Annotated in this window: 9 protein-coding genes; 6 read left to right on the top strand and 3 right to left on the bottom strand. The window is 68.4% G+C overall.

What is annotated here, in order from left to right; genetic code table 11:
- Window positions 1-75: 75 nt before the first annotated feature.
- Both TK49_RS05655 and TK49_RS05650 read right to left on the bottom strand, forming a co-directional pair.
- Window positions 76-1,566, bottom strand: a complete 1,491-nt coding sequence (locus tag TK49_RS05655; RefSeq protein WP_180964282.1) for a peptidylprolyl isomerase — start codon at window positions 1,564-1,566, stop codon at window positions 76-78.
- A gap of 7 nt (window positions 1,567-1,573) precedes the next feature.
- Entirely contained in the window at window positions 1,574-4,003 is a 2,430-nt protein-coding gene (locus tag TK49_RS05650) for an LPS-assembly protein LptD (RefSeq protein WP_045785832.1), read from the bottom strand.
- A 165-nt stretch (window positions 4,004-4,168) separates the two neighbouring features.
- Between TK49_RS05650 and TK49_RS05645 the strand changes: the two genes are divergently transcribed.
- From TK49_RS05645 to murU, 4 genes are read left to right on the top strand one after another with little or no spacing between them, the layout of a single operon-like run.
- Window positions 4,169-5,230, top strand: coding sequence for an aminoglycoside phosphotransferase family protein (locus TK49_RS05645; protein ID WP_045785831.1), 1,062 nt, complete (start codon window positions 4,169-4,171; stop codon window positions 5,228-5,230).
- A gap of 5 nt (window positions 5,231-5,235) precedes the next feature.
- The gene (locus TK49_RS05640; protein WP_045785830.1) at window positions 5,236-5,961 is read left to right on the top strand and encodes an AzlC family ABC transporter permease; all 726 of its coding nucleotides are present in this window, start codon (window positions 5,236-5,238) and stop codon (window positions 5,959-5,961) included.
- A complete protein-coding gene (locus tag TK49_RS05635) occupies window positions 5,958-6,284 on the top strand; it encodes an AzlD domain-containing protein (RefSeq protein ID WP_045785829.1) in 327 nt (108 codons plus the stop codon). The genes TK49_RS05640 and TK49_RS05635 overlap by 4 nt, the downstream gene beginning before the upstream one ends.
- 8 nt (window positions 6,285-6,292) lie before the next feature.
- Complete coding sequence (gene murU, locus TK49_RS05630; RefSeq protein WP_045787764.1) at window positions 6,293-7,000, top strand: N-acetylmuramate alpha-1-phosphate uridylyltransferase MurU; 708 nt, start codon at window positions 6,293-6,295, stop codon at window positions 6,998-7,000.
- On the opposite strand, the gene TK49_RS05625 is transcribed toward murU, so the two are convergent.
- A complete protein-coding gene (locus tag TK49_RS05625) occupies window positions 6,997-9,063 on the bottom strand; it encodes a putative bifunctional diguanylate cyclase/phosphodiesterase (RefSeq protein ID WP_045785828.1) in 2,067 nt (688 codons plus the stop codon). The genes murU and TK49_RS05625 overlap by 4 nt on opposite strands.
- 182 nt (window positions 9,064-9,245) lie before the next feature.
- Between TK49_RS05625 and TK49_RS05620 the strand changes: the two genes are divergently transcribed.
- Both TK49_RS05620 and TK49_RS05615 read left to right on the top strand, forming a co-directional pair.
- Window positions 9,246-10,634, top strand: a complete 1,389-nt coding sequence (locus tag TK49_RS05620) for an aminopeptidase P N-terminal domain-containing protein (protein WP_045785827.1) — start codon at window positions 9,246-9,248, stop codon at window positions 10,632-10,634.
- The gene (locus TK49_RS05615) at window positions 10,631-11,857 is read left to right on the top strand and encodes a UbiH/UbiF/VisC/COQ6 family ubiquinone biosynthesis hydroxylase (protein WP_045785826.1); all 1,227 of its coding nucleotides are present in this window, start codon (window positions 10,631-10,633) and stop codon (window positions 11,855-11,857) included. Before TK49_RS05620 ends, TK49_RS05615 begins: the two co-directional genes overlap by 4 nt.
- Window positions 11,858-11,860 lie beyond the last annotated feature (3 nt).

Below are 11,860 nucleotides of genomic sequence, written 5' to 3'. Positions count from 1 at the left end.
ATTGCAACGTGTTCGGTCGGTAAAAACGCCACGGCCGCCCGCAGGCGGCCGTGAGCGATGCGGACATCCGCCAGCTTACTGCTGACGGTTCACGCGATACTCCACGTGCGCCGTATCGCGCAGCTCGCGGAGCCAGTCTTCGTACGCAGCCTGGATCTTCTGCTCGCGGATCACCGAGCGCGCATAGTCGCGCTGGCGGTCCACCGGCACTTCAGCCTCGCGGCGGCCCTCCACCTGGATCAGGTGCACGCCGAACTGGCTCTGCACCGGCTGCGAGATATCGCCCGGCTTCAGTTCGTTCATCGCGTGTTCGAACTCCGGCACGAGCTGGCCCGGCGACACCCAACCCAGCTCACCGCCCGCGCTGGCCGAGCCATCCTGCGAGTAACGGCGCGCCGCATCGCCAAAGTCGTAGCCGTGGACGATGCGATCACGCAATCCCGCCAGCTGGCGGCGTGCATCGTCTGCCGACATGGTCGGCCCGGTCTTGATCAGGATGTGGCGCACCTGCGTCTGCTGGACCTTGGCGGCGATGGCCGTGCTCGGGGCGCGCTTCTCCAGCAGCTTCAGCACGTGGAAGCCGGCGGGGCTCTCGACGACCTGGCTCGCCACCTGGCCGGCCTTCATGTCGACGACCGCGTTGGCGAACACCGCCGGCAGGCGACCGATCGGGCGCAGCCCCAGCTCACCACCTTGCGCGGCATCCTGGGCCGCGGAATTGTCACGCGCCAGTCTGGCGAAATCTGCGCCGCCCTGGGCTTGCCTGAGCAGGCCTTCTGCCTTGCTGCGAGCCGCCGCCTTCTGCGCATCCGTGGCGTCTTCGGGCACCGGTACGAGAATCTGCGCGACGTTGTATTGCTCTTCGCCGGCGGGTGCCGCGCCACCGCCCTGCTGCGCGAGGTAGTTGTCGATCTCGCCGTCGTAGACCTGCACCTTGGAGTCGACCTCGCGCTCGCGCAGGCGCGCCAGCAGAATCTCCTGGCGCAGGTCGGCGCGGTATTTGTCGTACGGCATGCCTGCCTCCGCCAGCTTGCCCTTGAGCTGCGCCACCGACAGGTTGTTGCGCTGGGCCACGCTTTCCACGGCGCGGTCCACGTCGGCGTCGGACACGCGGATGCCGCTCTCCTTGGCTGTCTGTGCCTGGACGCGCTCCAGGATCAGCTGCTCGAGCACCTCGCCGAGCAGGTCGGCGCGCGGGGGCAGCGGACGGTTCTGCGCGCGGAAGGTCCGCTCGACGAGGTCGGCGCGGTTCAGCAGTTCGCGGCGGGTGATGACGTCGGTATTGACCACGGCCGCCACCTCGTCGACAAGCTGGCTGCGCTGCGTGCCCGCGGCGGTCGGGCCCGGCAGCGTGCCCTGCAGCAGCGGCTGCGTCGGCGACGAGCCCGGGTTCGCAAAGATGCCGCGCACCGCGGGCGCACCCTTCTTTGTCGATTGCGCCTGCTGGGCATGAGCCGCGGGCGACAGCATGGTCCCGGCCATGAGCGCGACCAGCACGCCAGTCGCCACACGCAGGCGGCCCAGTGGTGCCACGCGCGTGGCAAAAGCGGTCGATTGGAAAGCCATGATGTCGTTATTCATATTGATCCAGCACGGACGGCGTAATCGGCTGCGCGGACACCGGCTGGTAGCCGGGCACGTTCAAACGGATCACATCGATCGGATTGTTCCCCACCTTCGACAGGCCCTTGAATTCGATCTGGGCGAAGATGTGTGTCGTGTAGCCCGATACGGCATTGCTGTAGCGCTGCACGGCGAGCCGGCCCACCCAGCAGTCGGCCACGTATTCGAAGCCAAGGAGCATATCCGACGGCTTCTTCGCATCCATGTCGTAGCCGATGCGGCCCAGGCCGTACAGGCGCCGCGTGATCGGCCACTGCGCAGAGATATCGGCCTGCTCCAGCGGCAACTGACCGGTGTTGGCGTCCTGCCGGTAATAGCGGTAGCCGAGGTTGATGACCTTGTTGGCCTCGGGTTTCCAGCTGAACGCCACGGTCGAACGCATGATGCGGTCGATGTCCTGATTGTACTGAAGGTTCGTATCGAAAAAGATGCCGCGGAACATCTGGATCGTGGTCGCGCCCAGAAGGTCCGAGTAGCGGCGCACCGACGTCGGCGCCGCGCCTGCCAGCGTGACGCGCTGCCCCTCGAAGTCGATCCGCTGCGCAATGGTGGCGCGCAGGCGCTCGATGCCGGATTCGGCCTCGATGAAGCGCGTGGTCACACCCGCGGTCAGCTTGTTGTTGTCGGCAATGCGGTCGTAACCGGTGTACGGGTTCTCGGTGAAGATCTGGCCGAGGTTGTAGTCGGACTGGCCGGTATCGAACAGCGGAATCTGCGACTGGTCACGGTACGGCGTGTACACGTAGAACAGGCGCGGCTCCAGCGTCTGGATGTAGCTCACGCCGAAGAGCTTGGACACCATCGGCGCATCGCGCTCGAACGTCATGCCCGAATCGAGCGAGAACGTGGGCAGCGTGCGGTTGATCTGCGTGTCCTGCGTGTCGCCGGCGGGGCGATCGAGGCGGTACGCCGTGGTGTTGAGGATGAACTTCGGCGTGACGTACCAACCGGGGCGGACGATCGGGTAGCTGATCGTCGGCTGCATGAAGAGGCGCTCGCCCTGCACGGTGTTGGCCGTGGGGATCGAGAACCGCGTGTAGTCGGTCTGGAAGTTGATGTCGAACCCGCCGATGTCGTACCGGTTGTACATCAGGTTCAACTGCGGCAGGCGCTCGTACGGCGGGGACAGCGGCGTGGTCTCGGTCGACAGCGTCTGGAACTTCTGCACGCGCGCCGTCGCGAGCCAATCACCGATGGAATACGTGACGCCGCCTTCCTGCGTGTACTGGCGCTGCGTCGCCGTGACGATGCTGCGCCCGAGGTCATCCGGATACGTGTTGTCGGAGACCTTGTTGTAGTTCACGTAGGCGTTCAGTCCCGGCGCCAGGCGCTGCGTGTGCTGCAACGCGATCGACCAGCGGTCGCGGTCGGCCTCGCGATCGTTAGGCAGGAATTCGCCGCGCAGGACGCCGCCGTAGCTCGAGCCGAGATAACGGTATTCCGCGCCGAGCTGCAGGCCGCGCTGCGTGAGCAGGCGCGGATACAGCGTCAGGTCACGGTTCGGCGCGATGTTGAAGTAATACGGCAGCGTGACGTCTGCGCCGCTGCGGCTGTTGTAGCCGAACACCGGCGGCAGGAAGCCGCTGCGCCGGTCGTCGTTGAGCGGAAAGTCCATCACCGGCGCGGCGAACACGGGCACCCCAAAGAAGTGCAGCACGCCGTTGCGGCCTGTGCCGACCTGGCGGTCGCTGTCGATGTCGATGCGGCTTGCGCTGAAGTACCAGTCGACGTTGTCCGGCGAGCACGTCGTGTACGTGCCGCGCGTGATGCGGCTGTTGTCCTTGTCCAGGAAGTCGATGCGCTCGGCCGTGCCGTGGCCGCCCGTGGTGTGAAACTCGTAGGCCGGCGTGCTGATGGTGCCTTCGTTGGCCGTGACCTTCAGCTTGGCATCCGGCCCGGTGACGAGCGTGCCGTCGCGGAAGATGCGCACGTTGCCGGTGGCGGTGGCGACGTCGGTGTCCTGGTTGTAATCGAGGGTGTCACCCTTGATGACGGCACCGTTGCGGCGCAGCTCGCCGTGGCCGCGCAGGTGGATGTCCTCGTTCGTGCGGCCGTCCATCGTGTCGGCCGCCGTGAAGGTGGGGACCGTGTTGTCCGGACGCTTGATGGGCTCGGCCATCTTGGGCACCAGCGGGCTGCCGCCCGGGGTGGTGGGCCCGGACGTGGCCAAGGCCGTGACGGATGAAGCCGGTGTCGCCGCAGACGCGGTCGATTGCGTCGGGTCCGCACTCTGCGCCGCGGACGTCGCCGTCCAGACACCGGCCACGGCGAACACCAGCGGGCGCAATGCCAGCGTGTTGCGCCGGTGGGCGGTTCGCTGGTCGGGCGCGGCAACAGCAGGGCGCTGCCGGTTTTTCCTGGCTCGGTTCGGTTCGGTCATGCAGATCGGGAACAGGGCTGCGCGCGCAGGCGCGCACGGGGGCACATCATCGTCGGTGTCCCGCCGCTGCGCGCGGCCCCGACAGGGCTGGCGCTCGCTCGCGGCGAAACTCGGTCGGGTATTATACGGGGCTTCCTTCCAGCCCCATTCCAGCGTTCTCTCAGCATGGTTTCGACCCCTGGCGCCACCACCGGCGCGACCGACGCACGCCTGACCCAACTTCGCGACTGGCTCGGCACATTGCCCGCTGCGCACGGCCTGCGCATCGACACGCTGCAACCCGCTTCGGCCGATGCCAGTTTCCGCCGCTATTTCCGCCTGGAAGGCGCCGGCGGCACCTTGATCGTCATGGACGCCCCGCCGCCGCAGGAAGACTGCCGACCGTTCGTCCACGTGGCCGGCCTGCTCAACGGGGCAGGCGTGCGCGCGCCGCAGGTGCTAGAACAGGATCTCGCGCAGGGGTTCCTGCTGCTGACCGACCTCGGCCCGCAGACGTATCTGCAATCGCTGCGCGAGCACGATTTCGACCTGGCCTACGCCAACACGCTGTTCCGCCCCGCCATCCACACGCTCGTGCGCTGGCAGCTCGCCTCGCGCGAAGGCGAGCTGCCGCCGTACGACGAGGCCCTGCTGCGCCGCGAGCTGTCGCTGTTTCCCGACTGGTATGTCGAGCGGCACCTGCAGCGCCCGCTGGATGCCGCGCAGCGCGAATCGCTCGACAAGATCTTCAAGCTGCTGGTCGACAGCGCGCTCGCCCAGCCGCGCGTGTACGTGCACCGCGATTACATGCCGCGCAACCTGATGATCAACGCGGCCGACCCGTCGCAGCCGGGCGTGCTGGACTTCCAGGACGCGGTCTACGGCCCGATCACGTACGACGCCGCCTCGCTGCTGCGCGACGCCTTCCTGTCGTGGGATGAAGAACACGAGCTGGACTGGGCGGTGCGCTACTGGGAAGCCGCCCGCGCCGCCAAGCTGCCCGTGGACGCCGATTTCGGCGAGTTCTACCGCGCCCTCGAATGGATGGGCGCGCAGCGTCACCTGAAGGTGGCGGGCATCTTCGCGCGCCTGTGCTACCGCGACGGCAAGGCCGGCTACGTGGAAGACACCCCGCGCTTCATCGCCTACCTGCGCCGCGTATGCAGCCGCTACAACGCGCTGGCGCCACTGGCTCGCCTGCTCGATCAGCTGGAAGATCGCGCCCAGCAGGTCGGCTACACCTTCTGACTCCCATGGCCTCCGCACGGGCTGTCGAGTTCCGCGCCGGCATGCTGGCGCTCGCACCGATGCTGCTCGGTGTGGTGCCGTTCGGCCTCATCTATGGCGTGCTGGCCACGTCGGCCGGCATGCCCGCGTGGCTGGCCGTGGCGATGAGCGCAATCGTTTTTGGCGGCGCGTCGCAGATGATCCTCGTGCAGTTGTGGGCCGGGGGCGCGCCCGCGCTTGTGATTGCGGCGACGGTCTCGATGGTGAACCTGCGGCACGCGCTGTATTCGGCCAGCATCGCGCCGACCCTGGCGCACCTGCCGCGCCGCTGGAAATGGCTGATCGCCTACCTGTTGACCGACGAGGCGTTTGCGGCCATGAACCGGCGCGTCGTCAACTCGCGCCCCGGCACGGAAGAAGCCACGTATCGCCACTGGTACTTCCTGGGCGCCGGTGTGGCGCTGTGGACGAGTTGGCAGGCGTCGACCATCGTCGGCGTGGTGCTCGGAGCACAGGTGCCGAACACGTGGCCGCTCGATTTCTTCCTGCCGCTCACCTTCATCGCGATCGTGGTGCCGGCGCTGCGCACACGCGCGCAACTGACCGCCGCGCTGACCGGCGCCGCGCTGGCCGTCGCATGGACGGGCTGGCCGCACAAGCTGGGGCTGATGAGTGCTGCGTGTGTCGGCATCGCCATCGGCGCGCTGGTCGAGCGGCTGGTGGACCGGCGCAACAAGGAGGCGGCCGCATGAAGGCCCTGATCCTTCTTGGCGTGCTGCTGATCTCGGGCGCAGCCACCTACCTGATCCGCCTGTCGTTCATCGCGCTTGAAGGGCGCATGAACCTGCCGCTGTGGTTTCGCAGCGCCCTGCCCTACGTGCCGGCCGCCATGCTGACCGCGCTGATTGCACCGGACCTGCTGATGCGCGACGGTGCGCTGGCGGTATCGGCAGACAACCCGCGCCTGGTCGCGGGCATCGTCGCCATCGCCATTGCGCGCGTCACCAACAGTGCGATGTGGACCATCGTGGGCGGCATGGCCGTGCTGCTGATTCTCATGAAGGTGATGGCTTGAATTCGACGATCAAGGCGATGATCTTCGCCGCCGGACGCGGCGACCGCATGCGTCCGCTGACCGACCACACGCCCAAACCACTGCTGCCGGTGGGTGGAAAACCGCTGATCGTCTGGCAGATCGAGCGCCTGGCCGCAGCGGGCGTGCGCCACATCGTCATCAACCACGCGTGGCTCGGTGCGCAGATTGAAGCGGCGCTCGGTGACGGCGGTGCCTGGGGCGTGCGGATCGCGTATTCGCCCGAAGGCGAGGCGCTGGAGACGGCCGGCGGCGTGGCCCAGGCCATGCCGCTGCTGCAGGCCGGCGAAGGCAACGGCGTGTTCATCGCCGTCAGCGGCGATGTGTTCTGCGATTACGACTACGCCGCCTTGCGCGACCGCGCCGCCGCGCTCGAAGCGCAGGCGCAACCGGGCATGCATCTGGTGATGGTGCCCAACCCGCCCTATCACCCGAACGGCGATTTCGCCCTCGACGACGCAGGCACGCTGCACGCCGAGGGCACAGGCCGCCTCACGTTCGGCAACATCGGCCTGTACGACACGCGCCTGTTTGCCGGCATCACGCCGGGCACGCGCATGGCCATGACGCCGCTCTTCCACGCGGCCATCGCCGAGGGCCGCGCCACGGGCGAGCGCTTCGACGGCCGCTGGGAAAACGTCGGCACGCCCGCGCAACTTGCGGCGCTGGACGCCGAACTGGCGGCACGACGGGCTTAAAGCCCGGCAGGGGCTTCCGCACTGAGCGATTCGGCGCTCATCGGGCGCCCCAGCAGATAGCCCTGCAGCGAGTCGCAGCCAAGCTGCGTGAGAAACGCCTGCTGCTCGGCCGTCTCGACGCCTTCGGCGACGATGCGCAGGTTCAGCGTCTGCCCAAGCGCCACGATAGCCGAGACGATGGCGGCGTCTTCCGTGTCGCGCTCCAGGTCGCGCACGAAGCCGCGGTCGATCTTCAACTCGCTGGCGGGCAGCCGCTTGAGGTAGAGCAGGCTTGAATAGCCGGTGCCGAAATCGTCAATGGAGATGCGCACGCCCATGGCGTCGAGCTGCTGCAGGATGTGCAGGCTGGCATCGGCGTCGCGCATGGCGGTCGATTCCGTGATCTCCAGCGTCAGGCAATGCGGGTCGAGCGCGTGGCGGGCCAGCGTGTCGCGCACCGTGTCGATCAGCGCGGCATGGCCGAACTGCAGCGCGGACAGGTTCACGGCGACACTCCACCCGGCATGCCCCTCGCGGCGCCACTGCGCCATCTGGCGGCACGCCTCGTCGAGCACCCACGTGCCCAGCGGCACGATGAGCCCGGTGCGCTCTGCCAGCGGAATGAACTCGTTGGCCGACAGCAGCCCGCGCACCGGATGCTGCCAGCGCACGAGCGCCTCCACTCCGGCGATCGGGCCATGCGGCGCATGGAACTTCGGCTGGTAGTACAGCACGAGTTCGTTGCGCTCGATGGCCAGCCGCAAGTCCTGGACGAGCTGCAACTGCTGGTGCACGTTGGCGTTCATCGACGGCTCGAAGAAGCTGTAGGCGTTCCGGCCCAGCCCCTTGGCGTGGTACATCGCCGCGTCTGCATTGGTCAGCAGATCGTGCTGGTTGGCGCCATCGCCGGGGTACATCGCAATGCCGATGCTGGTGGACACGCGCAGCTCATGCCCGCCGGCCAGGAAGGGCTCGCGCACGGCCTCGAGCAACGTGTCGGCCAGCGTGCCGGCGTCTTCAGGGTCGTCCACGTGGGTCAGCACGACGAACTCGTCGCCGCCGACGCGCGCGACGGTGTCCTGCTGGCGCACACGGCCGACGATGCGCTGCGCCACGTCGATCAGCAGCAGATCGCCCACGTGGTGCCCGTAGACGTCGTTGACCGCCTTGAAGCCGTCCAGATCCATGAACATGAGCGCAAAGCGGCGCTTCTCGCGTTCGGCCGTGCGGATCGCCTGGTTCAGGCGGTCTTCCAGCAGCAGGCGGTTGGAGAGCTTGGTCAGGTTGTCGTGCAGGGCGAGGTACGCCAGCTCCTGGTTGGCCTGCGCCAGCGAATGGGCCAGCACCGCCGTGCGCGCCTCCATGCGCAGATCGAGCACCGAGATGATGAGCGCAATGGCAAGCACCGCCAGCGTGATGAGGATGATGACCAACGCCAGCCACGCGGTGCTGGCGCCGGCATGTGCAGCCCCGCACACGCTGCCCAGCGGAAACGCCGCGGCCGCCATGCCCGTGTAGTGCATGCCCACGATGGCCACGCCCATCACCACCGCCGCGCCGGCGCGTAACGCCCGCACGCGCTGCGAGTGGCCCCGCAGGCGGAAGGCGATCCACAGCGCCGCGCCCGAGGCAAACACTGCGATCACCACCGAGAGTCCAAAGATCGCCGGGTCGTAGTCGATGCCCGGCTTCATGCGCAGCGCGGCCATGCCCGTGTAGTGCATGCCGGCCACGCCCACGCCCATCAGCAGTGCGCCGCCCACCAGGCGCCGCCACGGCAGCTCACGCCGGCTCACCAGCCACAACGCGAACGCAGAGGCCGCGATGGCAATGGCCAGCGAGGCGAGCGTGATGGATACGTCATAACCGAGCGGAATCGGCAGGCTGAAGGCCAGCATGCCGACAAAGTGCATCGACCAGATGCCCACGCCCATGGCCGATGCCCCGCCGGTCAGCCACCAGAACGCAGCCCGCCCCTGTGCGGTGACCACCCGCCCCGCCATGTCCAGCGCCGTATACGACGCGAGCACGGCCACAAGAAGGGAAAGCAGGACGAGAAGAGGGTTGTAACTGCCGACAAGCATGGGTTCTCCAGGCAGGCCGATCCTGGACGGCCACGCTCCATCACGGTTCATCGACCGCATCCGCCCCAGACTTTAGAGGAGGGGACTGTACGCCACAATTTTCTTTGCAATTGAGCCCGCCGCGATGCGGCGCGGGGCCGGCGTTACAATTCATTGATCCCTCTGACGTCAGAAATCACGCCATGTCCGCCTCTGAACTCGCCTTTCTCCAGACCTATCGCCAGCGCCGCGAACGTGTTGCGCAATGGCTGCGCGAACAGGGCGGCGGCGTGGCCATCGTGCCGACCGCCCCCGAAGCGATGCGCAACCGCGACAGCGACTACCCCTACCGGCACGACAGCTACTTCTATTACTTGACCGGCTTCACCGAGCCGGAAGCCGTACTCGCCATCGTGGTCCCCGGCGGCCGCGCGGCTGAATCGCAGACGCGCAGCGTCCTGTTCTGCCGCCCCAAGCACGAAGAACGCGAAATCTGGGACGGCTTCCGCTTCGGCCCGGAGGCCGCCAGGGAGGCCTTCGGCCTGGACGAAGCGCATTCGGTGGAAGAGATCGACGCGGCGCTGCCGAGGCTGCTCGCCAACACGGCCGCCGTGGCGTATCCGCTGGCCGAGAGCGGCACGTTCGACCGCCGCATGCGCCGCTGGCTCGATGCCGTGCGCACGCAGGGGCGGGCGGGCGTGTCCTCGCCGCACCGGGCGCTGGACGTGCGCGCCATCCTCGACGAGATGCGCCTGTTCAAGGACCCCGGCGAGCTCGACATCATGCGCCGCGCCGCGCGCATTTCCGCCGGGGCGCACGTGCGCGCCATGCAGGCCTCGCGCGCCGGGCTGCGCGAATACCACCTCGAAGCCGAACTGCTGTACGAATTCCGCCGTCACGGCGCGCAGAGCGTCGCCTACAACTCCATCGTCGCAACAGGCCCGAACGCGTGCGTGCTGCACTACCGCGCGGGCAACGCTGAACTGCGCGACGGCGATCTCTGCCTGATCGACGCCGGCTGCGAACTCGACGGCTACGCCTCGGACATCACGCGCACGTTCCCCGTCAATGGACGCTTCACCGGCCCGCAGCGCGAGCTGTATGAACTCGTGGTCGCCGCGCAGGAAGCCGCCATTGCACAGACGCGCCCCGGTGTGCCGTACAACGTGCCGCACGACGCGGCCACGCGCGTGCTGGCGCAAGGCATGCTCGACACAGGACTGCTCGATGCCAACAAGGTCGGCACGCTCGACGACGTGATCGCCGGCGGCCAGTACCGCCAGTTCTACATGCACCGCACCGGCCACTGGCTCGGCATGGACGTGCACGACGTGGGGGAATACCGCACGCCGGGCACCACCGCCCCGGCTGAAGGCGAACGCCCGTGGCGCCCGCTCGAGGCCGGCATGGTGCTGACCGTCGAGCCCGGCATCTACGTGCGCCCTGCACCCGGCGTGCCCGAGCAGTACTGGCACATCGGCATCCGCATCGAAGACGACGCCATCGTCACGCCCGAGGGCTGCGAGCTGATCACGCGCGACGTGCCTGTCGCCGTGGCCGACATCGAAGCGATCATGCGAGGCGGCCAATGACGGATTCCACCGCCGCGGCACCCGACTTCGACGTCGCCATCGTCGGTGCGGGGCCGGTGGGGCTGGCGCTGGCCAACTGGCTGCTGCGGGACACCGACTGGCGCATTGCCCTGTTCGATGCACGCGACCCTGAGGCCGCGGCGCGCGACCCGCGCGCGCTGGCGCTCTCGCACGGCTCGCGCGTGCTGCTGCAGGAGATTGGCGGTTGGCCCGCGCGCGCCACGCCGATCACGCACATCCATGTCTCGCAGCGCGGCCACTTCGGGCAGGCGCATATCCGCCGCGAAGATTACGACGTGCCGGCGCTCGGCCATGTCGTGCAGTACGGCGACCTGAGCGCCGCGCTCAACGCCGCACTCGCCGCGCAGATGCGGCAACGCCCGGACCGCCTCACGCGCTATGACCACACGCCGGTCGAGCGCGTCGAGCAACTGCCACGCGCGGATGGCACCGTCGCGCCGGCCCGCCTGCGCGCGCTTCGCGAGGGACGGCATCCGCTGGCCATCGAAACCGAGGTCGTCATCCAGGCAGAAGGCGGCCTGTTCGACGACGCGCGCAGGCAGGCCGGCAGCCTCGCCCACGCACGCCGCCGCGACTACGGCCAGACCGCCATCGTCGCGCACGTGCGCTGCAGCGCGCCGCTGGAAGGCTGGGCCTGGGAGCGCTTCACGCCCGAGGGCCCGCTCGCGCTGCTGCCGCAGGACGATGCGCAGGGACCCGGGTATGCGCTGGTCTGGTGCTGCTCGCCCGGAGAGGCACGCCGCCGCGCGGGGTTGCCCGACGACGCCTTCCTCGCCGAACTCGGTACGGCTTTCGGCGACCGCATGGGCCGCTTTACACACGCCAGCGCGCGCCACACCTTTGCGCTCGGGCTGCACGCGCAACGCGTTCCGGTCGATCGGCGCGTGGCGGCCATCGGGAATGCGGCGCAGACGATCCACCCCGTGGCGGGCCAGGGCTTCAACCTGGGCCTGCGCGATGCGTTCGAGATGGCGCGTGCGCTGCGAGACGGCGCAACGCCCGCCGCGCTCGCCCGCTTTGCCCGTGAACGCACGTTCGACCGCGCCGTCACCATCGGCCTGACCGACTTGCTGCCGCGCGCGTTTGCCGTACCGGGCCGCACGTTCGGCCATCTGCGCGGCGCGGCGCTCACGCTGCTCGAATGCCTGCCGCCGCTCAAACACGGGCTTGCGCGCCAGATGATGTTTGGCCAGCGACGCTAGGGC

This window comes from Ralstonia mannitolilytica, from assembly GCF_000954135.1.
Taxonomy (GTDB): domain Bacteria; phylum Pseudomonadota; class Gammaproteobacteria; order Burkholderiales; family Burkholderiaceae; genus Ralstonia; species Ralstonia mannitolilytica.
Note: the sequence above shows the minus strand (reverse complement) of the source record. Positions and strands in the feature narration are given on the sequence as shown.

What these genes read in the sequence shown, in the direction of transcription:
- TK49_RS05655 (WP_180964282.1), bottom strand. Translation starts at nt 1,566, where the DNA reads ATGGCTTTCCAATCGACCGCTTTTGCCACGCGCGTGGCACCACTGGGC.
- TK49_RS05650 (WP_045785832.1), bottom strand. Translation starts at nt 4,003, where the DNA reads ATGACCGAACCGAACCGAGCCAGGAAAAACCGGCAGCGCCCTGCTGTT.
- TK49_RS05645 (WP_045785831.1), top strand. Translation starts at nt 4,169, where the DNA reads ATGGTTTCGACCCCTGGCGCCACCACCGGCGCGACCGACGCACGCCTG.
- TK49_RS05640 (WP_045785830.1), top strand. Translation starts at nt 5,236, where the DNA reads ATGGCCTCCGCACGGGCTGTCGAGTTCCGCGCCGGCATGCTGGCGCTC.
- TK49_RS05635 (WP_045785829.1), top strand. Translation starts at nt 5,958, where the DNA reads ATGAAGGCCCTGATCCTTCTTGGCGTGCTGCTGATCTCGGGCGCAGCC.
- TK49_RS05625 (WP_045785828.1), bottom strand. Translation starts at nt 9,063, where the DNA reads ATGCTTGTCGGCAGTTACAACCCTCTTCTCGTCCTGCTTTCCCTTCTT.
- TK49_RS05620 (WP_045785827.1), top strand. Translation starts at nt 9,246, where the DNA reads ATGTCCGCCTCTGAACTCGCCTTTCTCCAGACCTATCGCCAGCGCCGC.
- TK49_RS05615 (WP_045785826.1), top strand. Translation starts at nt 10,631, where the DNA reads ATGACGGATTCCACCGCCGCGGCACCCGACTTCGACGTCGCCATCGTC.